This window comes from Giesbergeria anulus, from assembly GCF_900111115.1.
Taxonomy (GTDB): Bacteria; Pseudomonadota; Gammaproteobacteria; order Burkholderiales; family Burkholderiaceae_C; genus Simplicispira; species Simplicispira anulus.
The window spans coordinates 34818-59817 of sequence record NZ_FOGD01000012.1; the positions used below are offsets into that span (position 1 = coordinate 34818).

At 58.9% G+C, this 25000-nt stretch carries 23 protein-coding genes; 9 read left to right on the forward strand and 14 right to left on the reverse strand.

Translation table 11 applies throughout. The features are described from left to right. Positions 1–6: 6 nt before the first annotated feature. A complete protein-coding gene (locus tag BMX55_RS13780) occupies positions 7–462 on the reverse strand; it encodes a RidA family protein (RefSeq protein ID WP_091458686.1) in 456 nt (151 codons plus the stop codon). A 139-nt stretch (positions 463–601) separates the two neighbouring features. Between BMX55_RS13780 and BMX55_RS13785 the strand changes: the two genes are divergently transcribed. From BMX55_RS13785 to BMX55_RS13795, 3 genes are all read left to right on the forward strand, one after another. Beyond that, on the forward strand, positions 602–3130 hold the full coding sequence (locus BMX55_RS13785) for a DNA internalization-related competence protein ComEC/Rec2 (RefSeq protein ID WP_091458688.1): 2529 nt from the start codon (positions 602–604) through the stop codon (positions 3128–3130). Positions 3131–3193: 63 nt separating this feature from the next. Further along, positions 3194–3709, forward strand: a complete 516-nt coding sequence (locus BMX55_RS13790; RefSeq protein WP_091458689.1) for a GNAT family N-acetyltransferase — start codon at positions 3194–3196, stop codon at positions 3707–3709. Positions 3710–3732: 23 nt separating this feature from the next. Continuing rightward, on the forward strand, positions 3733–4875 hold the full coding sequence (locus tag BMX55_RS13795) for a methyltransferase (RefSeq protein WP_091458691.1): 1143 nt from the start codon (positions 3733–3735) through the stop codon (positions 4873–4875). Positions 4876–4893: 18 nt separating this feature from the next. On the opposite strand, the gene BMX55_RS13800 is transcribed toward BMX55_RS13795, so the two are convergent. Both BMX55_RS13800 and BMX55_RS13805 read right to left on the reverse strand, forming a co-directional pair. Further along, positions 4894–5388, reverse strand: coding sequence for a hypothetical protein (locus BMX55_RS13800; protein WP_091458693.1), 495 nt, complete (start codon positions 5386–5388; stop codon positions 4894–4896). 102 nt (positions 5389–5490) lie between these two features. Continuing rightward, complete coding sequence (locus tag BMX55_RS13805) at positions 5491–5958, reverse strand: hypothetical protein (RefSeq protein WP_091458694.1); 468 nt, start codon at positions 5956–5958, stop codon at positions 5491–5493. Positions 5959–6078: 120 nt separating this feature from the next. On the opposite strand from BMX55_RS13805, the gene BMX55_RS13810 reads away from it, so the two are divergent. Beyond that, positions 6079–7053: a tRNA dihydrouridine synthase gene (locus BMX55_RS13810; protein ID WP_091458696.1), complete on the forward strand. Its 975-nt coding sequence runs from the start codon at positions 6079–6081 to the stop codon at positions 7051–7053. A gap of 27 nt (positions 7054–7080) precedes the next feature. Here BMX55_RS13810 and BMX55_RS13815 read toward each other — a convergent pair whose 3' ends face one another. Then, positions 7081–8283, reverse strand: coding sequence for an ammonium transporter (locus BMX55_RS13815; protein ID WP_091458697.1), 1203 nt, complete (start codon positions 8281–8283; stop codon positions 7081–7083). A 176-nt stretch (positions 8284–8459) separates the two neighbouring features. Here BMX55_RS13815 and BMX55_RS13820 point away from each other — a divergent pair, with 176 nt between their 5' ends. Continuing rightward, on the forward strand, positions 8460–9578 hold the full coding sequence (locus BMX55_RS13820) for an acyltransferase family protein (protein WP_091458699.1): 1119 nt from the start codon (positions 8460–8462) through the stop codon (positions 9576–9578). Positions 9579–9638: 60 nt separating this feature from the next. Here the strand turns inward: BMX55_RS13820 and rnk are convergent, their stop codons facing one another. The 10 genes from rnk to BMX55_RS13870 form a co-directional block, all read right to left on the reverse strand. Next, positions 9639–10052 carry a nucleoside diphosphate kinase regulator gene (gene rnk, locus BMX55_RS13825; protein WP_091458701.1) on the reverse strand — a complete coding sequence of 138 codons (414 nt, stop codon included), beginning with the start codon at positions 10050–10052 and terminating at the stop codon, positions 9639–9641. Positions 10053–10137: 85 nt separating this feature from the next. Beyond that, complete coding sequence (locus BMX55_RS13830) at positions 10138–11892, reverse strand: phosphoethanolamine transferase (RefSeq protein ID WP_091458702.1); 1755 nt, start codon at positions 11890–11892, stop codon at positions 10138–10140. Between the two features lie 52 nt (positions 11893–11944). Further along, a complete protein-coding gene (locus BMX55_RS13835; RefSeq protein ID WP_091458704.1) occupies positions 11945–13054 on the reverse strand; it encodes an S-(hydroxymethyl)glutathione dehydrogenase/class III alcohol dehydrogenase in 1110 nt (369 codons plus the stop codon). Positions 13055–13229: 175 nt separating this feature from the next. Next, entirely contained in the window at positions 13230–14525 is a 1296-nt protein-coding gene (gene gltA / locus BMX55_RS13840) for a citrate synthase (protein ID WP_091458706.1), read from the reverse strand. Between the two features lie 55 nt (positions 14526–14580). Beyond that, positions 14581–14904, reverse strand: a complete 324-nt coding sequence (locus BMX55_RS13845) for an FAD assembly factor SdhE (RefSeq protein ID WP_091458708.1) — start codon at positions 14902–14904, stop codon at positions 14581–14583. Positions 14905–14918: 14 nt separating this feature from the next. After that, on the reverse strand, positions 14919–15626 hold the full coding sequence (locus BMX55_RS13850; protein WP_091458710.1) for a succinate dehydrogenase iron-sulfur subunit: 708 nt from the start codon (positions 15624–15626) through the stop codon (positions 14919–14921). Positions 15627–15648: 22 nt separating this feature from the next. Then, complete coding sequence (gene sdhA / locus BMX55_RS13855; protein ID WP_091458712.1) at positions 15649–17454, reverse strand: succinate dehydrogenase flavoprotein subunit; 1806 nt, start codon at positions 17452–17454, stop codon at positions 15649–15651. A 22-nt stretch (positions 17455–17476) separates the two neighbouring features. Then, on the reverse strand, positions 17477–17842 hold the full coding sequence (gene sdhD, locus BMX55_RS13860) for a succinate dehydrogenase, hydrophobic membrane anchor protein (protein ID WP_091458714.1): 366 nt from the start codon (positions 17840–17842) through the stop codon (positions 17477–17479). 58 nt (positions 17843–17900) lie between these two features. Next, a complete protein-coding gene (sdhC, locus tag BMX55_RS13865; RefSeq protein WP_091458716.1) occupies positions 17901–18335 on the reverse strand; it encodes a succinate dehydrogenase, cytochrome b556 subunit in 435 nt (144 codons plus the stop codon). A 146-nt stretch (positions 18336–18481) separates the two neighbouring features. Further along, positions 18482–19273, reverse strand: coding sequence for a GntR family transcriptional regulator (locus tag BMX55_RS13870; protein WP_091458718.1), 792 nt, complete (start codon positions 19271–19273; stop codon positions 18482–18484). A 169-nt stretch (positions 19274–19442) separates the two neighbouring features. Between BMX55_RS13870 and BMX55_RS13875 the strand changes: the two genes are divergently transcribed. From BMX55_RS13875 to acnB, 4 genes are all read left to right on the forward strand, one after another. Beyond that, entirely contained in the window at positions 19443–20432 is a 990-nt protein-coding gene (locus tag BMX55_RS13875; protein ID WP_091458719.1) for a malate dehydrogenase, read from the forward strand. Positions 20433–20516: 84 nt separating this feature from the next. Continuing rightward, positions 20517–21506: an HpcH/HpaI aldolase/citrate lyase family protein gene (locus BMX55_RS13880; RefSeq protein WP_091458721.1), complete on the forward strand. Its 990-nt coding sequence runs from the start codon at positions 20517–20519 to the stop codon at positions 21504–21506. Positions 21507–21529: 23 nt separating this feature from the next. Then, positions 21530–22156 carry a hypothetical protein gene (locus BMX55_RS13885; protein ID WP_091458723.1) on the forward strand — a complete coding sequence of 209 codons (627 nt, stop codon included), beginning with the start codon at positions 21530–21532 and terminating at the stop codon, positions 22154–22156. Positions 22157–22213: 57 nt separating this feature from the next. Beyond that, entirely contained in the window at positions 22214–24805 is a 2592-nt protein-coding gene (gene acnB, locus BMX55_RS13890; RefSeq protein ID WP_091458725.1) for a bifunctional aconitate hydratase 2/2-methylisocitrate dehydratase, read from the forward strand. The last annotated feature ends 195 nt before the right edge of the window (positions 24806–25000 follow it).

The following is a 25000-nucleotide window of genomic DNA, read 5'->3' on the forward strand; positions in this document are numbered from 1 at the left end:
GTGGTTTTAGGCCAGTTCGGCAATCAACTCAATCTCGACGCAGGCTCCCAGCGGAATCTGCGCCACGCCAAAGGCGCTGCGGGCGTGTACGCCCTTGGCACCAAACACCTCGCCCAGCAACTCCGAGCAGCCGTTGGTGACAAGGTGCTGCTCGGTAAAGTCGGCGGTAGAGTTGACCAAGCTCATCACTTTGACGATGCGGGCAATCTTGTTCAGATCGCCAGTGGCGGCGTGCAAGGTGCCCAGCAGATCAATCGCCACGGCGCGGGCAGCCAGTTTGCCCTCTTCGGTGCTGATGTTGCGGCCAAACTGGGCTGCCCAAACTTGACCATCTTTGCGCGCAATATGGCCGCTCAAAAACAGCAGCTTGCCACTTTGCACAAAAGGTACATACACAGCAGCCGGGGTAGCTGCGGGTGGCAGTGTGATGTTCAGGGCTTGCAGTTTGTCGTAAACGCTCATGGAGGAAATCCTTGTAATAAAAGGGGTTGAAAATAAAATTGCCAGTGTGGCACAGCCGCCATCGCGTTAGCAGGCGCGTAGGATGATGCCCGCCATGAATGCAAGCCCTACTCCGTCCATTACTGCATCCTCCTACTTGATGGCAGATTGTCCAGCCCGATCACGGCCTTGGCATTTTCTGGCCTTGTTGCTGGGTAGTTTGGCCGGTGCAGCGGTGCAGGTGAACCAAGCCCAGCTTTGGCCTGTACAGTGGTATGAAGTTTTGGCCTTGATAGGCTTGGTGCTGCTCTTGGCGCTGTGGTGGACGAGGCGCTGGTTTGCCAAAAACTGCACGATTTGCACCCCTGTTTTTGGGGCCTTGGCTGCAGCCCTCCTGCTGTTTGCTGTCACTGGTCTGCGGGCCAGCCACTTTACCGCGCAGGCATTAAATCCAGTTTTGGAAGGGCGCGATATCCGTGTCACGGGCATGGTAGTGGCTATGCCCCAGCCCTTGGAGGGCGGGCAGCGCTTGCGCTTGGCGGTGGAGTCGGCCACGCTGGAAGGCCAAGCGGTGCGCTTGCCAGAGCTGATGGATTTGGGTTGGTACCACCGCCCACAGCATGGCAGTGCCGACGCCGATACCGTAGCCCCGGCCTTGGTGCGTCCCGGCGAGCGCTGGCAAATGACGGTGCGCCTCAAAGCCCCGCATGGGCTGCGCAATCCACATGGCTTTGACTATGAACTCTGGGCGTGGGAGCAGGGTGTGCAAGCCGTGGGCGATGTGCGCGCAGGCAAAAAAGACACAGCACCGCAGCGGCTGGCAGCCACTTACCAGTATCCCGTAGAGCAGGCCCGCCAGCAGGTGCGCGACGCCATCATGGCGCAACTGGCTGCCAACCCTGCTGATGCCGCCAGCCAGCGCGTGGCCGGTGTGGTGGCGGCCTTGGTGACCGGAGACCAGCGTGCCATTGAACGCTCCGACTGGGACTTGTTTCGCACCACCGGAGTCTCTCACTTGATGAGTATCTCTGGGCTGCACATTACCCTGTTTGCGTGGTTGGCAGCAGCGCTGATTCGGCTGCTGTGGCGGCGCTCCACGCGCCTGTGCCTGCTGCTGCCCGCACCTTCTGCGGCGCTGGTGGGTGGGGCGTTGCTGGCGGCAGCCTATGCTTTGTTCAGTGGCTGGGGCATTCCGGCGCAGCGCACGATTTCCATGTTGTGCGCAGTGGCGCTGCTGCGCCTGTGGGGGCTGCGCTGGCCTTGGCCCCACGTTTGGTTGCTCACCTGTGCTGCTGTGGTGTTGCCCGACCCGTGGGCGCTGTGGCAGCCGGGGTTCTGGCTCAGTTTTGTGGCCGTGGGGATTTTGTTTGCCAGCGATCCGGGCGCTGGCGTGCCAGATTCGCCCAGTGTAGTGGGCCGTTTTTTGTCCATGCTGCGCGAGCAGTGGGTGGTGACGCTGGCCCTGACACCACTGGGATTGTTGATGTTTGGTCAGGTCTCTTTGGTAGGGTTTGGGGCCAATATGCTGGCTATTCCGTGGACGACATTGGTGGTCACGCCGTTGGCCTTTTTGGGCGTAGTGTGGGCACCACTGTGGCAGTTGGCGGCCATGGCCGTGCAGGCGATGGTGCTTTTGCTGGAGTGGTTTGCCGCCGTGCCTTGGGCGGCACTGTGGCTGCCGATAGCACCGCTGTGGGCGGGCATGGCTGCGGTGGCGGGCGGCACCTTGTTGGCTTTATCTTGGCCGTGGCCGGTGCGCTTGCTGGGGTTGCCCCTGATGATTCCGGTGTTTTTTTGGCAGCCGCCGCGCCCGGCACCGGGGCAGTTTGAATTGCTGGCTGTGGATGTGGGCCAAGGCACGGCGGTGCTGGTACGCACCGCCACACGCACACTGCTTTATGACGCCGGGCCGCGCACCAGCGCGGGCAGCGATGCGGGCAGCCGGGTGCTGGTGCCCCTGTTGCGTGCGCAGGGCGAGCGCCTCGATACCCTACTCCTCAGCCACCGTGACAGCGACCACACCGGCGGTGCGCTGGCCGTGCTGCAAGCACAACCGCAGGCGCAGTTGCTTGGTTCCGTGACCGAAGAGGCCGACTTGCAGGCGCTGCGCCCTGTTACGCCTTGCGTCGCGGGCCAACGCTGGCGCTGGGATGGTGTTGAATTTTCCATCTTGCACCCCCAGCCGCCAGAAGCTGCGCCAGCCACCGTAGGCGCGCGCAAGGCGCGCAGTAGCACCAATGCGCAAAGCTGTGTGCTGCGCATTGTGGCTCCCAGTGGGGTAGCTGCGTTGTTGCCTGGCGATATTGAAAGCGCCCAAGAACAGTTTTTGTTGGCACAAAATGCTCCACTGCGGGCCGATGTGTTGCTGCTACCCCACCACGGCAGCAAAACCTCATCCAGTGCTGCTTTTTTGGATGCCGTACAGCCGCGCAGCGCTTGGGCGCAAAGCGGCTACCGCAACCGTTTTGGTCATCCAGCCCCAGAGGTTCTAGAGCGTTTGCAGGAGCGTGGTATTGCTCTGGTTGATTCCGTGCGCTGTGGTGCGGCCCAGTGGTCTTCAACACAGCCGGGCAGCGTGCATTGCCAGCGCCAATTGCAAGCACGTTATTGGCAACATCTGCCTGCCGGCTTGAGCCAGCAGTTTTCTGGTGATGGTCACCGGGTTAAAGCCCTTGAGCGCTACCGCTAGAAATCCATTTGCGGCGACAATGCCGCTCCTTTTGATTTTTTCCTGTTTTCGTTCGGTTTTTTCATGTCCATTCAGGTACGTCCCGCTACGCTACGCGATGCCAAAGCCATCGCTCAACTCCATACCCTATCGGCCCAAACAGTTTATAAGGGTCTGATTCCTGATGAGCATCTCAAAACCATGTCGGTGGAGAGACGCCAAGCTTATTGGCGCGAAGCCATCGAATACTGCGAGCCGCAGGTACAGGTGGCTGTAGAAGACGACAAAATCGTCGGCTTTGTTGGCTACGACCGCTCCCGCGATGAAAAGTCCCGCCCCACCACAGGTGAAATCTGGGCTATCTATGCCGCCCCCAGCCACTGGAATCAGGGCGTCGGTTTGGCCTTGTGGGATGCCGCCCGCGAAGGCTTGCAAGAAGAAGGCTGCACCAACGTCACCGCTTGGGTGCCACTGCGCAACGAGCGCGCCATCCGTTTTCACGAACTCGCGGGCTTTAAGCGCGAGATGTCCACCGCCAAAACCGCTGTGGTGGGCGGCGTGAAAATCGAAGAAGTGCGCCTTAAGCGCTCCCTCAACTGAAATCCACTTTACCGAAAGCTACCATGATCGAATGGAACGAACAGGGCGAGGTGCGCACAGCGCGCTGGCGTTCCGAAAGCGGCGCACCCGCGCCCAAGCGCGTGATTCTTGCCGACGACACCTTGTCGGCAGACACCGCTTACCGCCATGCCTGCGCAGGCACCGCCCTGCTGTGGCGTGGTGATTTTCAGAACGCCCGCTTGCTGTTGCAGGCGCTGATGCGCCGGGTCGATCGCAAGCCAGCCAAGGCGGCGGCCCGCAGTGCCAGCAAACGCGCCCAAGCCACGCCAGAGCAGGCGTTCCACCTGCACCGGCAGGCACAATCGCAGCGCGCGCGCACGCTGGCGGCCATCGTCATTCAGTTGGAGGGCGACTACCGCATTGCCTTGCGCCGTGCCCCCGATTGGGTGCAAGCCTGCACGCAAGCCTGGGGTGAAGCCACGGGCGAAGCCCAAGTGGTCACGCTGCGCGAGTTGCTAGGCTTGGTTGGCGCTTATGAGTGGCGAAAAAAGGGGGTAGAGATTGCCGCCTTGGGCGCAGATGCGCGTATTCATCCACATTACGGTGTCTTCTCCCCCGTGCGTGGCGAGTACATTGATCTGGTAGCGCAAGCGCCCTTGCCCTCGCAAGAGCTGGCGTTTGATATTGGCACCGGCACCGGCGTACTGGCCGCTGTGCTGGCCCGTCGGGGTGTGCGTCACATCGTGGCCACCGAAAATGCCCCGCGCGCGCTGGCCTGTGCGCAAGACAACCTCCAGCGTTTGGGCCTGACAGCACAGGTGCAAGTAGAAGCAGTGGATTTGTTCCCCGCTGGGCAAGCGCCATTGATTGTGTGCAATCCCCCTTGGCTGCCCGCCCGGCCCAACTCGTCGATAGAGCAGGCTGTCTATGACGAAGGCAGCCGTATGTTGCGTGGCTTTCTGGCCGGGTTAGCCGCACACTTGGCCCCCGGTGGCGAGGGCTGGCTGATTTTGTCGGATCTGGCCGAACACCTAGGCTTGCGCCCGCGTGAGCAGCTATTGGGCTGGATCGCCGAGGCAGGCTTGCGCGTGCTAGAGCGCCGCGATGTGCGTCCGCAGCACCCCAAGGTGCAAGACAGCAGCGACCCCCTGCACGCAGCCCGGGCCGCTGAAGTTACCTCACTGTGGCGGCTGGTGCCTGCCTGAGCGCTTGAGAGCAGGTTCTTAGCACGATTCCAGCGCCATTTCTGGCGCTGGGCCAGCCCATACCGCAGACACTTGGGCGCGCAGCGATGCCGCGCGCTCATCGCCCGCATGGTGGGTCACTTGGGCAAACAGTTCTTCGGCCACATGGCGCAGGGTGTCGCCATCGCGGGCATTGCGTAGTGCTGTGCGTAGGCGGTGGGCCAAATCAGGATGACGACGGGCAAACATGCGCTCGCAGACATCAAACAGGTACATGCGCGCCCCGGCCAGTGACAACTCGCTGCGCTGCACCGCTGCTTGTTCGGTTTGGGCATGGGCTTGGCTGGTACGCGTCAGGTAGCCTTGGTGCAGTAGGCTCTCGACAATTTGTGCGCCCATGCCGTGGTACATGGCCTGCAAGGCCGATACCGGCTTGCCATCGGCCAGTAGCAGCAACGAACGCTCACGCAGGCTCAGGGTGCGCACACCGGGTGAGAGTTCCTGGTGGGCTTTTTCAGTTTTCTGCAACAGCATGAAAATTAACCGTGGGGGCAAGTAAAAGAACGATTACATCACCCTTGAATGACAATCTGATGAAGTGAAATCCTTTGTCAGTGGGGACTTGTTTCATCATTTTCAACCTGTCTTCTCATTGAGTGCTGGAGAGGTCAATGCCGCAGGCATCTGGGCGCGCAGGGATGCAGCACACTCATCGCCAGCATGGTGCGTGATTTGGGAAAACAGTTCTTCGGCCACATGGCGCAGGGTGTCACCATCGCGGGCATTGCGCAAGGTTGTGCGCAGGTGGTGGGCCAAATCAGGATGGCGGCGGGCGAACATGCGCTCGCAAACGTCAAACAGGTACATACGCGCACCGGCCAGCGATAGCTCAGTGCGCATTGGCACATGGGTTGTGTTGTCTGTGAGGTAGCCTAGGTGCAACAGACTTTCGAGAATTTGCGCACCCATACCGTCGTACATGGCTTGCAAGGTCGAGGTCGGCTTACTACCGGCCAGCAGCAACAACGAGCGCTCACGCAGCCCTAGGGTACGCATACCGGATGAGAGTTCTTGATGAGCTTTTTCAGTTTTGTGCAACTGCATGAAAGTCAATCATTTGGATGGGAAGATCAACGATTGCATCGTCTTTGAATGACGTTCTGATGAATGCGATACTTGCCGCCAGTAAAGCCTTGGCACTCTCCCTTTTTTCTGATTTTTTTTATGCCTTTGCTCTTGGCCCCCATGGAGGGCTTGCTTGATTTTGTGCTGCGCGATGTACTCACCCGCGTGGGTGGTGTGGATCGTTGCGTGTCTGAATTTATTCGCATCACCGGCACTTTGCTGCCCGACAAGGTGTTCTTGCGCTATGTGCCAGAGTTGCACCACGGCAGCCGCACGCTGGCCGGGGTGCCAGTGCGGGCGCAACTGCTCGGCTCTGACCCGGTGTGCATGGCCGAAAATGCGGCGCGTCTGGCGGCTCTTGGCCCCGAAGGCATCGACTTAAACTTTGGTTGCCCAGCCAAGGTGGTCAACCGCCACGGTGGTGGTGCTGCGCTGCTACAAGACCCGGAGCATATTGCCCTACTGGTGGCCGCCGTGCGCCGCGCTGTGCCCACGCAACTGCCAGTCTCGGCCAAGATGCGCCTAGGCTACCACGATGCCAGCTTGGCGCGTGAGTGCGCCCAAGCTATGGCCGACAATGGAGCTTGTGAGATTGTGGTTCACGCCCGCACCAAGCAAGACGGCTACCGCCCCCCCGCCTATTGGGAGCAGATTCCGGCCATTCAGGCTGCCGTGTCGGTGCCGGTGGTAGCTAACGGTGAAATCTGGACGGTGCAAGACGCCCAGCGTTGCCGGGCGGTGTCCGGATGCCATGCCCTGATGCTGGGGCGTGGCATGGTGGCTGATCCGGGGCTGGCACTGGCTATCCGCGCTGCGGATGCTGCCGCTAGTGGTCAAGTGCCAGAGGCAGCTTTAGCCCCAGTGCAATGGCCTGATCTGTGGCCCCACCTTGCCAGCTTCTGGCAATTGGTCTGCAACCATTTAGAACCGCGTCAGCGGGCGGGTCGCCTCAAACAGTGGCTCAATTTGTTGCGCCGTCGCTTTCCAGAGGCCGAAGTGGCCTACCAGCAAGTTCGCACCCTGACCGATCAGCGCACCATCACCATTTGGGTGCAAGCGCAGCAGCCAAGGTGATGGCGGCTGTTCGCACCATTTTGGGGTTTACCAGCTCACTTCGCGGTCGGGGGTGGCACTGATTTTGTGCAAAGACAAATCGGCCCCATCAAATTCTTCTTCTTGCGATAGGCGCAGGCCCAGTGTGGCCTTGAGCGCACCATATACCAGCGTACCCCCCAGCAAGGCCCAGCACACGCCCATGGCTGTGCCCATCAGTTGCCCCCAGAAGCTCACGCCGCCTAGCCCCCCCAAGGTCGATTGCCCGAAGATGCCAGCGGCAATGCCGCCCCAGGCACCACACAAGCCATGCAGGGGCCAAACGCCCAGCACATCGTCAATCTTCCACTTGTTTTGTGTGAGCGTGAACATCTGCACAAAAATGCTGCCCGCAATGGCACCAACCACCAGCGCCCCCAGTGGGTGCATCAGGTCAGAACCTGCACACACTGCCACCAAGCCCGCCAACGGGCCATTGTGGACAAAGCCCGGATCGTTCTTGCCCAGCACCAAGGCCGCTAGGGTTCCGCCCACCATCGCCATCAAAGAATTGACGGCCACCAAGCCAGAAATTTTGTCCAGCGTTTGTGCGCTCATCACGTTAAAGCCGAACCAGCCGACAATCAAAATCCAAGCGCCCAAGGCCAAGAACGGAATATTCGAGGGTGGGTGTGCCGAGATGGCACCATCCTTGCGGTAGCGGTTGGCACGCGAGCCCAGCAGCAGCACGGCAGGCAAGGCGATCCAGCCGCCCACAGCGTGTACCACCACCGAGCCAGCAAAGTCGTGAAACTCCTCGCCAGTCAGGGCCTTGATTTTCTCTTGCACACCAAAGTGCTGATTCCAGACAATGCCTTCAAAGAAGGGATAGACCAAGCCGACAATCACGGCGGTGGCGATCAGTTGCGGCCAGAACTTAGCCCGTTCAGCAATGCCACCGGAGATGATGGCTGGAATGGCGGCGGCAAAGGTCAGTAGAAAGAAAAAGCGCGTCAGCTCGAAGCCATTTTTCTGTACCAACACCTCGGCACCGACAAAAAAGTGGGTGCCATAGGCCACACCGTAGCCCACAGCAAAGTAGACTACGGTAGAGACCGAAAAATCGACCAAAATCTTGACCAGAGCATTAACTTGGTTCTTTTTGCGCACCGTGCCCAGTTCTAAAAATGCGAACCCAGCGTGCATTGCCAGCACCATGATGGCACCTAGCAAGATGAAAAGGGTGTCTGTGCCCTGTTTGAGTGATTCCATGACTTTCTCGCGGCCTCGCAAGAGGTAAAAAACGACGTTTTTGGTGCATAGCACCAACTTTGCACCAGAAACAAGCAAAAATTGCGCCAGCCTAGTTTGTCAACCAGATGACAAACTGGGGCGTTAAACGGGGGCTTTTGCTTTCTCGGTGTAGCGGCCTCTCAGCCAGCCTGTTTATGAATTCCCCCCTCTCTCGTAACCCCTTGATGGATGCCATCAAGGGCTTGGCCTGTGCTGCCATTGTTTGGCACCACCTCGCGTTTTATGGGCCGATGTCCGATGTGGTGCATCTCCAAGCCCCGACCCTGATGGAGTGGTTGTACGACAACGCTCGCATGGCGGTACAAGTTTTTTTGGTGCTGGGCGGCTATTTGGCGGCAGCCAGTTTGGCACCGCAGCGGGTAGCGCGTTTTGACAGCGTGGGCGCGCAACTGCTGCGCCGCTTTGTGCGCCTGCTGGTGCCCTATGCCGTGGCGTTGTTGCTGGCTATTGTGGTGGCTGCTTTGGTGCGGCCTTGGTTTGACCATCCCAGCGTGCCTGAGGCCCCTTCGCTGGCGCAACTCCTAGCCCATGCTTTGCTGTTACAGGATGTGGTGGGTGAGGAGGCGCTTTCTGCCGGGGTCTGGTATGTGGCCATTGATTTTCAACTGTTTGCCCTGAGCACGGTATTGCTTGCTGGGGTACGGGCTTGGCCGGGGCTACCTCGTCGCAGTGCAGCTACCGTGAGTACGGTGCTGGTGCTGGTGTTCACGGCAGCCTCCTTGTGTTTTTTCAACCGAGACCCGGCTTGGGACGCGTGGGGCTGGTATTTTTTTGGTGCCTATGGCTTGGGCATGTTGTCGTATTGGGCCGTACATGCTTCGCGCCCCGGCCTGTGGCTGGCAGGTATCGCGTTGCTGGGCGCACTGGCACTGGGGCTAGAGTTTCGGGCGCGCATCGCTGTAGCCTTAGGCACGGCGTTGGGGTTGGTGCTGCTGATGCGTCGTCCGCTCGCCGTTTCTGGTTGGTCTGGCATGGCCTTATTACAGCGCTGGGGGCAGATGTCGTACTCTATTTTTCTGGTGCATTTTTCGGTTTGTCTGTTGGCCAATGCCGTGGTGAGCTATTTTTGGCCGCAAGATTTGTTGGCCAATAGTGCGGGTCTGCTGCTGGCTTTTGGGCTGTCCTTGCGGGTGGGGCGCATCTTGTACCAGCGGGTCGAATCCCGAGTGCCTGCATGGAGCATGGCATGGCGCTGGCAGGCCAGTTTGATTGGCATGGGCTTGTTGGTGGCGTGGTTGGAGTTATTGGCCTGAGGCTCCATCGCCCGTTTCACATTCAAATAAAGTGAGCGGAACTTTGCTGTGGTGCATAGTCTAGCGGTGCAGTTCCCCAGCGCGTTCTGGTTGGTACAAAATGTCGGTCACGCGCACGGTCATGGCTTTACCGCCGGGGCCGGGCCAAGCCAGCTCATCGCCTGCCGACAAGCCCAGCAACGCGCTGCCCACGGGGGCCAAAATCGACACCTTGTCGGCGCTGCCATCCAAATCACGCGGATAGACCAGCGTTAAACGCAGTTCCTTGCCCGTCTCTACGATCGTGAACTGCACGGTAGAGTTCATAGTGACCACATTAGGCGGCATTTCTTCGGGTGCCAGTACATCGGCGCGGTCTAGTTCTGCCTGCAACTCGGCTTTGCCCGCCAAGGCACTGGAGGGAATGCCCGCCAGCAGGGCTTCGATCCGATCCAAATCCAAAGAAGACAAAATCAGCGGCGGCTTGTGGCTCATGGCATCCTCACGGTAGGCAAAATGGCGCAATGTAGCCCATTGCCAATCTCGCACTGGTGCGCACGGGCAATGGCCGCACCCATCTTTAGCTGCTGGCCTTGGCTGTGGGCACGCTGCGGCAGGGGGCATAGATGTCTTGGCTGCTTTGGTACACCGTGCTTTGCACGTCCATCAGGCCAAGCACTGAATGAAAATAGGCATCGTGGCTGATGGGCTTGTCCGCCAATTCTTTTTGCAAGCAGCCCGTGCTTATGTGCTGGCGTGCCTGCATGGCGGGCGACAGCCAAGTAATCCACGGTACTTGCTTTTGCACATCGGGGGCAATACGGTAGGGCAGGCCATGTAGGTAGATGTTGCCTTCGCCCAAAGACTCTCCGTGGTCTGACACATAAACCATTCCGGTGGCGGCCTGCGCTGAGCGGGCTTGCAACCACTCAATAGTGGTGTGCAGAAAAGCGTCGGTGGCCACAATGCTATTGTCGTAGGCGTTAACCACCTGCTCTTGTCCGCACTCTTGCAGGGCATTGGAGGTGCATTCTGGCCCAAACGCTTTTTGCGCCTTGCTGGAGCGTTTGAAGTAGGCTGGGCCGTGGCTGCCCATTTGGTGCAAAACGACCACCACGCCACGGGCGCGTTGCTCTGCGGGCAGGGCGGCGATTTGGGCTTCCAAGTTTTTCAGCATGATGGTGTCGGGACACTCACCAGCAGGGCACAGTTCTGGGTCTTTTTCTTGGCTGGTGCTGGCTTGGGCAACGCGGTCACAAATGCCTTTGCAGCCCGATTGGTTATCTACCCAGAGTACGGCCAGCCCGGCATGGTGTAGCACATCCATCAGGCTCTCAAAATTGGCCTTGCGGCCTTCAAAACCCTCACGGCCTAGGTGTGAGAACATACACGGCAGCGAGGCCGCCGTGCTGGTGCCACAAGACCACGCATTGCGCGCACTAATCACATCGGTGCGCGCCGACAATAGCGGCGTGGTGTTGCGTGTATAGCCATTAAGGCCAAAATTGACACTGCGGGCGGTCTCACCCACCACCAACATGAGCAGCGGTGGCTGGGCTTGTCCGGCATAACTGGCCCCCAGTTGAGCATCGCGCCCCAGCGGCAGCAGCGTGCTGGTGTCCATGCGCAGCGGTTTGGAAGCCAGATGCACCAGCGCATACACGCTGTTGAGCGGATTGATCAGGTAGCGCAACTGCGTATGGTTGCGCATGGTAGAGGCAAAATCTTGAAACACCAACAACAGCGCCGCCACCAGCACCACTACAGCGGCCAATAACAAGCCGACATTGTGGGCCAGATGGCGCAGCACGCCCAAACGGCGGATGGGCTGGCGCAAAACCCACCACAAAGGCGGCGCTGCCAACGCTAACACGGTGGCAGGCAAGCGCCAGTTGAGCAAGTCGCCTGCTTCACGTACATCGGTTTGCAGCACGTTGGTCAACATGCTCGAATCAATGACGATGCCATAGTTGAGCATAAAGTAGCTACCAAACGCGGCCATCAGCACAAAACTGACCAACACCGCCTTGGTGGCCCGTCCCCAAGTGAGCAAACTGAGCACCGCTACGTTGCCAGCGGCCACGATCACGCCAAAGGCAAGGATAAACATCCAGCCGCGCAGCCCAGCGCTGCTAGACAGGCTGCCGACCTCACGCCATAGGGCGACGTTACATACAGTGGCCAACCAAGCACTGACCAACAACACCAGCCAAGCTGGATGCTTGGCAGGCAAAGACGAAGGGGTGATAGCTGCCAGACAGACGCCATCAGCAGAAGAGGAACGGCGCTGGCCGCCAACAAGGGCGGCCAGCCGCTGCGAAAATTGAACGAGCATGGAGGCTATTGTTTCGCAGCAGCCTTAACCCCACATTAACCTTGGGCAGCGCTCAATAGCGCACTACGCTGCGAATGGACTTGCCCTCGTGCATCAGGTCAAAGGCGGTGTTGATGTCGGTCAGTGGCATGGTGTGCGTGACAAAGGGGGCCAGCTGGATTTTTCCGCTCATCGCGTCTTCAACCATGCCGGGCAGTTCGCTGCGGCCTTTCACACCGCCAAAGGCCGAGCCCAGCCACTTGCGGCCCGTTACCAACTGGAATGGGCGGGTAGAAATTTCTTTGCCTGCACCAGCCACGCCAATAATCACCGATTGGCCCCAGCCCCGGTGTGCGCACTCCAGCGCTGCACGCATGACATCGACATTGCCAATGCACTCAAAGCTGTGGTCTACGCCCCAGCCTGTCATCTCAATAATGACTTGCTGGATGGGCTTGTCAAAGTCTTTAGGGTTGATGCAATCGGTGGCACCAAACACCTGGGCCAGATTGAACTTAGTGGGGTTGGTGTCAATGGCGATGATGCGGCCAGCTTTGGCTATTTTTGCACCCTGAATCACCGCCAAGCCGATGCCACCCAAGCCAAATACGGCTACGGTGTCGCCTTCTTGCACCTTGGCCGTATTCTTGACGGCACCCAAGCCGGTGGTCACGCCACAGCCCAGCAGGCAGACCTGCTCCGGATTGGCATCAGGGTTGATTTTGGCCAACGAGACTTCGGCCACCACGGTGTACTCGCTGAAGGTGGAGCAGCCCATGTAGTGGTAGATGGGCTGACCGTTGTAAGAGAAGCGGGTGGTGCCATCGGGCATCACGCCCTTGCCTTGGGTGGCACGTACCGCCACGCACAGGTTGGTTTTCCCACTCTTGCAGAACAGGCATTCGCCGCATTCGGCGGTGTAAAGCGGAATCACATGGTCGCCGGGTTTGACGCTGGTCACGCCTTCCCCCACTTCGACCACAATGCCCGCGCCTTCGTGGCCGAGCACAGCGGGGAAGATGCCTTCGGGGTCTTCACCCGACAGGGTAAACGCATCGGTATGGCAAACACCGGTGTGGGTGATCTTGACCAGCACCTCGCCCTTTTGCGGCGGTGCTACGTCGATTTCGACGATTTGCAGGGGTTCTCCGGCCTTGAAGGCCACAGCAGCTTTGGATTTCATCATTTCATTTCTGAAAGGGTTGCAAAGGGGGCCGCAGTAGCATCGCAGCGCTCCACGAAACCGCTACTATAGGTCAGCATATTGCGGTGAGCCAGTAAAGCACTGGCAACAAAAAACCCGCCGGGGCGCGGCGGGTTCGACAACTTGCAGCGCACAGGCGCTGCAAAACGGCTCTTTAGGCCACGTCGCGGCGGGGTGCGCCGGTGAACAGTTGGCGTGGGCGGCCAATCTTGTACTCTGGGTCGCTGATCATTTCGTTCAGTTGGGCAATCCAACCCACGGTACGGGCCAGCGCAAAAATGCCGGTGAACAGGTTCACTGGAATGCCAATGGCGCGTTGCACGATACCGGAGTAGAAGTCCACGTTCGGGTAGAGCTTGCGCGAGACGAAGTAGTCGTCTTCCAAAGCGATTTTTTCCAGTGCCTTGGCCAGCTTGAACAGCGGATCGTTTTGCAGGCCCAGTTCGGCCAGCACTTCGTCGCAAGTTTCTTGCATGAGCTTGGCGCGGGGATCGTAGTTCTTGTACACGCGATGGCCAAAACCCATCAGCTTGACGCCGGAGTTCTTGTCCTTGACCTTTTCCATGAACTCGCCCACCTTGTCGATACCGCCTTGGCGCTGGATTTCTTCCAGCATGTTCAGGCAGGCTTCGTTGGCACCGCCATGGGCAGGGCCCCACAGGCAAGCCACACCAGCGGAGATAGCGGCAAACGGGTTGGTGCCCGAAGAGCCGCACAGACGCACGGTGGAGGTGGAAGCGTTTTGCTCGTGGTCTGCGTGTAGGATGAAGATGCGATCCATCGCACGTTCGATCACGGGGTTGACCTTGTACTCTTCGCAAGGAGTACCAAACATCATGCGCAGGAAGTTGCCTGCGTAGCTGAGGTTGTTTTGCGGGTACATGTAAGGCTCGCCCTTACCGTACTTGTAGGCCATAGCGACCAAGGTGGGCATCTTGGCGATCAGGCGAATCGCGGCCACATCGCGGTGCTCAGGGTTGTTGATGTCGGTGCTGTCGTGGTAGAAGGCCGACATAGCGCCTACCAAGCCGGTCAACACAGCCATTGGGTGGGCATCACGGCGGAAGCCACGCAGGAAGAACTGCATCTGCTCGTTGACCATGGTGTGTTGCAGCACCAACTTGTGGAAGTCGCCACGTTGGTCGGTGTTGGGCAGTTGACCCTTGAGCAGCAGGTAACAAGTGTCGAGGTAGTCGCACTTGGTGGCCAGTTGTTCGATAGGGTAGCCACGGTAGAGCAACTCACCCTTGTCGCCATCAATGTAGGTGATGGCAGATTGGCAGGAGGCGGTGGACAGGAAACCGGGGTCGTAAGTGAACATGCCGGTTTGGCCGTACAGCTTGCGGATGTCAATGACGTCCGGGCCGATGTTGCCTTGGTACACAGGAAGTTCCACGCTGGGGCTGCCGTTGGAGAACGACAGGGTGGCTTTGTTGTCAGCTAACTTCATTGCTAATTTCCTTGGGGTAGGTTGCCGATGGTTGGGGCTGGGGAGCGGTGTGGGTTCAGTGCGCTGGCGCTAGTGCGCCGCTGCCACCTTGGCGCATCATGCCAAGCACTTCACGCACTTCTTCGGTGTTCAACGCACCTTCTGGCTCACGCCGCCACAGCAGCAAATCCAGCAGGTCGTTGTCCGCCAAATCCATCAACGCATTCATGCCGTCGGCATGGCGTTGATTTAGTTGGGAGGCAAAGCGGGTGAAAAACCGTTCGATGAACAAGTCGTTCTCTACCATGCCGCGTCGGCAGCGCCAACGCAGCTTGCTTACAGCCCGCTCATCGAGCAGCGGCAGTGCCGCTGCGGTGCAAGAGGATGGAGTTTCACCCATGATCGGTCTGGGGCTTAGATGGCGCGACGCACCATCAGCTCTTTGATCTTGCCAATGGCCCGCGTCGGGTTCAGGCCCTTGGGGCAGACATCGACGCAGTTCATGATGGTGTGGCAGCGGAACAGGCGGTACGGGTCTTCCAAATTGTCCAGGCGCGCAGCGGTTTCTTCGTCGCGGCTGTCGGCAATGAAGCGGTACGCTTGCAGCAGACCGGCAGGGCCGACAAACTTGTCGGGGTTCCACCAGAAGCTGGGGCAGCTGGTCGAGCAGCTGGCGCACAAAATGCACTCGTACAGGCCGTTGAGCTCTTCGCGCTCTTCCGGCGACTGCAAACGCTCCTTGGTGGGCGAAGTCAGGCTGTCGTTTTGCAGGTAGGGCTTGATCGAGTTGTACTGCTTGAAGAACTGCGTCATGTCGACGATCAAATCGCGGATCACGGGCAGGCCGGGCAGGGGCTTCAAGACGATGTCACCTTGGAGGGTGTTCATGTTGGTCAGGCATGCCAAGCCATTCTTGCCATTGATGTTCATGGCGTCCGAACCACACACGCCTTCACGGCAGGAGCGACGGAAGGAGATGGAAGGGTCTTGTTGCTTGAGCTTGACCAGCGCATCCAGCAACATGCGTTCGTGACCGTCGAGTTCGATCTCGACGGTTTGCATGTAGGGCTTGGCATCCTTGTCTGGATCGTAGCGGTAGATTTTGAAAGTGCGTTTTGCCATTGTTTGCTCCAGTGCGCTGCGATCAGAAGGTACGAACCTTGGGTGGCACGCTGTCCACGGTCAAGGGTTTGAGGTTCACGGGCTTGTAGGTCAGGCTATTGTTTGCGCTGTGCCACAGGGTGTGCTTCATCCACTCCTTGTCGTTACGACCCAGCGGGAACTCAGCGTGGTCAGCCGGGTGCTCGTAGTCATAGACGGTGTGCGCGCCACGGCATTCTTTGCGTGCCGCTGCCGAGGTCATGGTGGCTTGGGCTACTTCGATCAGATTGTCTACTTCCAGCGCTTCCATGCGGGCTGTGTTCCAGACCTTGGACTTGTCTTGCAAAGTGACAGTGGAGACTTGGTCGCGCAGGCCGTTGATTTTGACCACGCCTTCGTCCATGCTCTTTTGCGTGCGGAACACGCCAGCGTGCTGCTGCATCGAGGTGCGGATGTCGTTGGCCAGCGTCTGGGCGTAGGTGCCGCTCTTGGAGTCTTGCAACTGGTTCAGGCGTGTCAGGGTGCGCTCGGAGCCATTGGCTGGCACAGCTTGGTGCTCGCCATGATCCTTGACGAACTGCACAATGTGCTTGCCCGCCGACTTGCCAAACACCAACAAATCGAGCAGCGAATTGGTGCCCAAGCGGTTGGCACCGTGTACCGACACGCAAGAGCATTCGCCCACAGCATAGAGGCCATTGACGACATGGTTTTGCACGCCATCATGCACCACCACTTGGCCATTGATGTTGGTGGGGATACCGCCCATTTGGTAGTGGATGGTAGGCACCACAGGGATAGGCTCTTTGGTGATATCGACATTGGCGAAGTTGTGGCCAATTTCTTCCACCGAGGGCAGGCGCTTGCGGATGGTGTCGGCACCGAGGTGATCCAACTTCATCAGGATGTAGTCCTTGTTCGGGCCACAGCCACGGCCTTCCTTGATTTCTTGGTCCATCGAGCGCGAAACGAAGTCGCGTGGAGCCAAGTCTTTCAGGGTAGGCGCATAGCGCTCCATAAAGCGTTCGCCATTGCTGTTGAGCAAAATAGCGCCTTCACCACGGCAGCCTTCGGTCAGCAACACGCCCGCACCGGCGACGCCAGTGGGGTGGAATTGCCAAAATTCCATGTCTTGCAGCGGGATGCCAGCGCGTGCGGCCATGCCCAAACCGTCGCCGGTGTTGATAAAGGCGTTGGTAGAAGCAGCAAAAATGCGGCCTGCACCACCGGTAGCCAGCAGCACAGCCTTGGCGTGCAGTTCGTACAGATCGCCAGTTTCCAGTTCGAGTGCAGTGACGCCGACCACATCGCCTTGGCTGTTGCGGATCAAGTCCAGCGCCATCCATTCAACGAAGAAGTTGGTTTTGGCCTTGACGTTTTGCTGATACAGCGTGTGCAGCATGGCGTGGCCGGTACGGTCAGCCGCAGCGCAGGCGCGTTGCACAGGCTTTTCACCGTAGTTGGCGGTGTGGCCGCCGAACGGACGCTGGTAGATGGTGCCGTCGGGGTTACGGTCGAATGGCATCCCGAAGTGTTCCAACTCGATAACGACGTTGGGCGCTTCGCGGCACATGAATTCAATCGCATCTTGGTCGCCGAGCCAGTCGGAGCCCTTGATGGTGTCGTAGAAGTGATAGTGCCAGTTGTCCTCACTCATGTTGCCCAAAGAGGCCGAGACGCCACCCTGAGCTGCCACGGTGTGGCTGCGGGTGGGAAACACTTTGGACAGCGAGGCCACATTCAGGCCAGCGCGCGAGAGTTCAAGGGCGGCACGCATGCCGGAACCGCCAGCGCCGACGATAACGACGTCGAATTTGCGCTTAGTGATGTTCGCTTGGGTATAGCTCATTGTTTGCCTTCAGTCGCAGAAATCAGAGACGCCACAGTACTTGGAAACCCCAGCCGGCACAGCCGACCAGCCAGACGATGGAGAAAACCTGCAATACCAGGCGCAGTCCCACGGGTTGGATGTAGTCCATCCAGATGTCGCGTACACCGACCCAGACGTGCCAAGCCAGCGCCACGATGACAGAGAAAGTGACGGTTTTCATCCATTGGCTGGAGAAAATGCCAGCCCACGCAGCGTAACCGATCGGGCCTTTGGTAAAAATCAGTTGTGCAAGCACAACCACGGTAAACAGCGCCATCAGGGCGGCGGTGACGCGTTGGCTGAGCCAGTCGCGCAGACCATAGTGGGCACCGACGACGATGCGCTTGGAGCCGTAATTGACGGACATGGTGAGATTCCTCTTCTAAATATAGGGGTGCTAGGGTACTGTGCGGGCCGCAGGGCGATCAGTACAGGCCAAACAGTTTGGCACCCAAAATGAGTGTCAGGGCTACGCTGATGGTCAGGGTGACCACTGCGGAGGATTTGCCCGATTCTTTGGTGACCGAGTCGTGGTTCATGTCCATGCGCAGGTGGCGTACGCCAGCGCAGAAGTGGTGCAGGTAAGCCCAGATCAATGCCAAAGTAACCAACTTGATGAACCAGCCCGGCACAAAACCCAACCCAGCACTGAACGCAGAGGTAAAACCTGCAAAAGAAATCTCAGAAGACACCGACATGTCGAACATCCAGAGGATGAACGGCAGCAGCAGGAACATGATGACCCCACTGATACGGTGCAGGATGGAGACAATGCCAGCGGCTGGCAAGCGGTAGCTTGGCAGGTCCGTGATGGCGTTGATATTGCGGAATTCAGGCCGCTTTTTGGCTAGCTCGGTCATGGCAAATGCTTTCGTAGGTGTAACTGCGTGTTAATTTTTGCGCAGGCAAGGGAAGCCAAAATTCTATTGCAATGCAACAAGGCGTGGGTTTGGCGCGGCGCGTATTGTCGATGGTTTGCTGACATGGTGCTGATGGAGCTGCCAGTTCAGCTCAGGTCGTTGCGGTAGTGGTGGGTATCGGTGCGGTACAAACCACGGCGCAATTCCATTGGAACATCGTTGTAGGTGTAGGCCAGCCGTTCAACGCTGAGGAGCGGCGTTTCGGGGGAAACTTGTAACAGATCGGCTTGTTCTGGGTCGGGCAAGACGGCGCGTATTTTTTCTGCGGCCCGTACCATGCGTACGCCAAAGTGAAGCTCAAACATGGCGTAGGTGGGGCCGGGGTAGCTGGTCATTTGGGTGGCAGTCAGGCCCTTGAAGGAGGTGCCCGGCAGCCAAATGTCTTCCAAAATGGTGGGCACGCCGCTGAACGAAAGCACCCGGCGTGCCTGCATGACAGCATCGCCTGCGCGCAGCCCCAGAATGCGGGCAACATCGGCACTGGCCCGCACCCGCTTGCAATCGATGATGTGGCGCTGCGCTGGGCCTTCGACGCTAGCGTCGCCGCTGTCGGGCAGTAGGCGCAAAAAGCGGTATTGCACCTGTTGTTCGGCATGGGTAGCCACAAAAGTGCCTTTGCCTTGGCGGCGCACGACCAAATTTTCGGCGGCCAAGTCGTCAATGGCTTTGCGTACGGTGCCTTGGCTGACGCGAAAGCGCGCAGCCAGTTCCATCTCGCTGGGAATGGCCTCGCCCGGTTTCCATTCGCCCGCTTGCAGGCTGTGCAAGATCAGCGCCTTGATTTGTTGGTACAAGGGGCTAAAAGCAGGCACAGACAACCCCGCAGCACTGGGCAACGAGATCGGGTTATCAGAGGAGGAAAGGGGCAATGACGACATGGTGACGCAGGCGCATCATATCTTATATAAGACATAAGACAAATTGACGCAGGACAAAAATCGAGGCTACAATCTTCACCTGTTTGCGGGGCACATGTTGCTGGTAACAGGCGCAAGTGGCAACCGCTGCAATCTCCCCTGTTTCTCTTCACTTCCTGGAGTTTCCACCATGAGCAAAGCACCCGTTCGCGTGGCCGTCACCGGCGCAGCAGGTCAAATCGGTTACGCCCTGTTGTTCCGCATCGCCTCCGGCGAAATGCTGGGCAAAGACCAGCCCGTCATCCTGCAACTGCTCGAAATCCCAGACGAAAAAGCCCAAAACGCCCTCAAGGGCGTGATCATGGAGCTGGAAGACTGCGCTTTCCCACTGCTGGCTGGCATCGAAGCCCACAGCAACCCCGAAGAAGCCTTCAAAGACACCGACTACGCCTTGTTGGTGGGTGCCCGTCCCCGTGGCCCCGGCATGGAGCGCGCTGACCTGTTGGCCGCTAACGCTGCCATCTTCACCGTGCAAGGCAAGGCCCTGAACAAGGTTGCCAGCCGCAACGTCAAGGTGCTGGTGGTCGGCAACCCCGCCAACACCAATGCCTACATTGCCATGAAGTCGGCTCCCGATCTGCCAGCCAAGAACTTCACCGCCATGCTGCGTTTGGACCACAACCGCGCTGCTTCGCAAATCGCTGCCAAGACCGGCACCGCCGTGGGCGACATCAAGGGTCTGACTGTGTGGGGCAACCACTCGCCCACTATGTACGCTGACTACCGCTTTGCCACCATCAATGGCGCTTCGGTCAAAGAAACCATCAACGACCAAGTCTGGAACGCTGAAGTGTTCTTGCCCACCGTGGGCAAGCGTGGTGCTGCGATCATCGCCGCCCGTGGCCTGTCTTCGGCTGCTTCGGCTGCCAACGCTGCCATCGACCACATGCGCGATTGGGCCTTGGGCTCCAACGGCGAATGGGTGACGATGGGCGTGCCTTCCAACGGCGAATACGGTATTCCTGCTGGCATCGTGTTTGGCTTCCCCGTCACGACCACCCCCGACGGCGAATACAAAATCGTTGAAGGTCTGGAAATTGATGCCTTCTCGCAAGAGTGCATCAACAAGACTTTGGCCGAGCTGCAAGGCGAAGCCGACGGCGTGAAACACCTGCTGTAATCGCCCCTGACAGCGCAGACCCGGATGCCTGTGTGTGTTCCGGGGCTGCGCTTTGCTTTTTTCCGGCCTAGTGTGTAATTTTTTATGACCCATCCCCGCGACGTTCTCCTTGGTGCGCAGGCGCAAACCGGTTTTTTGCCCGTCTGTGACCATTACAGCGGCGTCGAAGTGCGGATGCGCAAAAGCCTGCAATTGCAGGCTGAAATGACCGAAGAATTTGGTACCTGCGTCTTTGATGTGACGCTGGACTGTGAAGATGGTGCCCCCGTCGGTGGTGAGGCACCCCATGCCACCTTAGTGGCCTCCTTGGCCCGTGAGGCCGCCCCCGGTGCCCGTGTGGCAGCCCGTGTGCATCCTGTCGATCACCCGGCCTTTGCCAACGACATGGCCACCATTGCGGGCGAGGCGGGCCATCGGTTGTGCCACATCATGCTGCCCAAAGTAGAGTCAGTCGATGATGTGTTGCTGGCTGAAAAGGCATTAGAGCGCGCTGGGGCCGCCCACCTGCCTTTGCAAGTATTGATTGAGTCCCCGGCAGCGGTGCATCGCGCTTTTGACATCGCTGCCCATCCACGGGTGCAAAGCCTGAGTTTTGGCCTGATGGATTTTGTCTCGGCGCACGGTGGCGCTATTCCTGCATCGGGCATGACTTCTGCGGGGCAGTTTGCACACCCTTTGGTGGTGCGGGCCAAGCTCGAAATTGCCGCCGCCTGCCATGCCCACGGCAAGACGCCTTCGCATTGCGTAGTGACAGAATTTAACGACAGTGCCGCCATGCAGGCTGCCGCCCACCGCGCCTCTGCTGAGTTGGGTTACACCCGGATGTGGAGTATCCATCCGGCGCAAATTCGCCCCATCTTGGCGGCTTTTGCCCCAGCACAGGATGAAATCGACCACGCTGCCCGCATTATTGCCGCTGCTGCCGCTGCCGATTGGGCACCGATCAGCGTGGATGGTGTTTTGCATGATCGCGCCAGCTACCGCTATTTTTGGCAACTGCTAGAACGTGCCCACCAGACCGGTCGGTCTTTGCCCGTTGCGGTACAACACTGGCTGGCACCTGTCCATTCCTGATTTGATTTTTGCTGGAGTTCTCCATGAAAAACCTGTTTGCCTCTGCCTTATTGGCCCTGACACCCGCCTTGGTATTGGCGGCTCCCTCTACGCCCAAAGCGGGCACCGCAGCTAAAAAAACCTCCGTGGTCAAAGCCAAGCCAAGCCAAAAAGTGCTGGTGGCTAAGGCTGACACCAGTAGCCGCTCCAGCCGGGGCCGTGCGATGGCCGTAGGCGCTGCGGCAGTGGGTGCTGGTGCCTTGGGTGCTGCTGCCTTGGCTAGCAGTGTCCCAGCAGTTGCTGCGCCCCTGTCGTCTGAAGTGCTGTCGGTGGCCGAGCGTGTACACACTGGCACCATCGCTTGCGAGTTGGGTGCCTCGGTGCGCGTCACTGCCGACCCCCAAGCCCCCGGCCACTTCCACATTGACGGCAAGGGCTTTAAGTACCACATGGCCCCAGTCGCTACCAGCACCGGCACTGTGCGCCTTGAAGACCAGAAAGCCGGTGCTGTTTGGTTACAAATTGCCAACAAATCCATGCTCATGGACCAAAAACGCGGCCAGCGTTTGGCCGATGAGTGCATGAGCCCTGAGCAATACCAAGTGGCCCAAGCTATCAAAAAGAACCCCCCACCCAGCGTGCTGGATGCGCAGCCCACGGCTACCCGCTAAGGCCTTGCACTCAATCGCTGATATTGCCCCACACCTACAAAACCACCGGAGAAATTGATGTTGAAAGCCTACCGTGACCATGTGGCCGAGCGCGCAGCGCTGGGTATCCCCCCCCTGCCCTTGGATGCCAAGCAACTGGCCGAATTGATCGAGCTGATCAAGAACCCAGCCGCCGGTGAAGAAGCCTTCTTGCTCGAACTGCTCACGCACCGCGTGCCGCCCGGCGTGGACGATGCCGCCAAGGTCAAAGCCAGCTTTTTGGCCGCTGTGGCCCATGGTGACATCGCCGTGGCCCTGATCTCCAAGGCCAAGGCGACTGAGCTGCTGGGCACCATGGTCGGTGGCTACAACGTGCATCCGCTGATTGAACTGCTGGACGACGCTGAAGTGGCCGCCGTGGCTGCTGCCGCGCTGAAGAAGACGCTGCTGATGTTCGACTTCTTTAACGATGTCGCTGACAAAGCCAAGGCTGGCAATGCTTTTGCCAAAGACGTGATGCAAAGCTGGGCCGAAGCCGAATGGTTCACCAGCCGCCCCGAAGTGGCACAAAAAATCACCGTCACCGTGTTCAAGGTGCCCGGTGAGACCAACACCGACGATCTGTCGCCCGCCCCCGATGCGTGGAGCCGCCCCGACATCCCGCTGCACTACTTGGCGATGCTGAAAAACACCCGTCCTGACGCTGCTTTCAAGCCCGAAGAAGACGGCAAGCGCGGCCCGATGCAGTTCATCGACGACCTGAAGAAAAACGGCCATTTGGTCGCTTACGTCGGTGATGTGGTCGGTACTGGCTCCAGCCGCAAGTCGGCCACCAACTCCATCGTCTGGGCTACCGGCCAAGACATCCCCTTCGTGCCCAACAAGCGCTTTGGTGGCGTTACGCTGGGTGGCAAAATTGCCCCCATTTTCTTCAATACGCAAGAAGACTCCGGCTCGTTGCCGATTGAAGTCGATGTGTCTAAGCTCGAAATGGGCGACGTCATCGACGTGCTGCCCTACGACGGCAAAATCGTCAAAAACGGCGACACTGTGGCCGAGTTCGCGCTCAAGAGCGATGTGCTGTTTGACGAAGTGCGCGCTGGTGGTCGTATCAACCTGATTATTGGTCGCAGCTTGACTGCCAAGGCCCGTGAGTTCTTGGGTCTGCCCGCTTCCACCCTGTTCCGTCTGCCCACACCACCTGCTGAAACCAAGGCTGGTTTTACGCTGGCCCAAAAGATGGTCGGTCGTGCGGTTGGTTTGCCCGAAGGCCAAGGCGTGCGCCCCGGTACTTACTGCGAACCCAAGATGACCACCGTGGGCTCGCAAGACACCACCGGCCCCATGACCCGCGACGAGCTGAAGGATTTGGCTTGCTTGGGCTTCAGTGCCGATCTGGTCATGCAATCGTTCTGCCACACCGCTGCTTATCCTAAGCCAGTCGATGTGAAAACACACCGCGAACTGCCCGCCTTCATCAGCAACCGTGGCGGCGTGGCCCTGCGCCCCGGTGATGGCGTGATCCACAGCTGGCTCAACCGCCTGCTGTTGCCCGATACCGTGGGCACTGGCGGTGACTCGCACACCCGTTTCCCTATCGGCATTTCCTTCCCCGCTGGCTCCGGTTTGGTGGCCTTCGGTGCCGCCACTGGCGTGATGCCGCTGGACATGCCTGAATCCATCTTGGTGCGTTTCAAGGGTGAAATGCAGCCCGGCGTGACCCTGCGCGACTTGGTACACGCTATTCCGCTGTACGCCATCAAGCAAGGTCTGTTGACGGTAGCCAAGGCTGGCAAGATCAACGCCTTCTCGGGCCGTATCCTAGAAATCGAAGGTCTGCCTGACTTGAAGGTCGAGCAAGCCTTTGAATTGTCTGACGCTTCTGCTGAACGCTCTGCCGCTGGTTGCACCATCAAGCTCAACAAAGAGCCAGTGGCTGAATACCTGCGCTCGAACGTGGTGCTGATGAAGAACATGATTGCTGATGGCTACGCCGACGCCAAGACTTTGGCCCGCCGTATCGAAAAGGTCGAAGCTTGGTTGGCTAACCCCAATCTGCTCGAAGCCGACAAGGATGCCGAATACGCTGCCGTCATCGAGATCGATCTGGCCGACATCAAAGAACCGATTGTTTGCTGCCCCAACGATCCTGATGACGCAAAGTTCCTGTCCGAAGTGGCTGGCACCAAGATCGACGAGTCCTTCATCGGTTCGTGCATGACCAACATCGGTCACTTCCGTGCTGCTGCCAAGCTGCTGGGCGGCCAACGCGACATCCCAGTCAAGATGTGGGTGGCCCCACCCACCAAGATGGATCAAGAAGAACTCATCAAAGAAGGCCACTACGCCGCCTTTGGTGCCTCTGGTGCCCGTACTGAAATGCCCGGCTGCTCGCTGTGCATGGGCAACCAAGCCCAAGTGCGCGAAGGTGCAACCGTGATCTCTACCTCCACCCGCAACTTCCCCAACCGTTTGGGCAAGAACACCAACGTGTTCTTGGGTTCTGCCGAATTGGCCGCCATTGCCTCCAAGCTGGGCAAGCTGCCGACCAAGGAGGAATATTTGGTAGCTATGGGCGTAATTGACGCTGACAAGGCCAGCGTGTACCGCTACATGAACTTCGACCAAATCGAAGAATATGCAGATGTGGCCAAGAGCGTAGCCGCTTAAGCAGCGTAAGCGTTTGATCCTGCTGGGGGCAAAGCGTCCTCAGCCTATGGTTCAATCACCAAGGCCCGCACTGTGTGCGGGCTTTTTGCATACATGCTGGCAAGCGGGTGATGTTAGAGCAGTAATCAGAAGAGTTGCAGGCTTATCTGCGCCAGTCGGGGTTGGCGTTGTTCTTGCACTGCGCGCCTATGATGC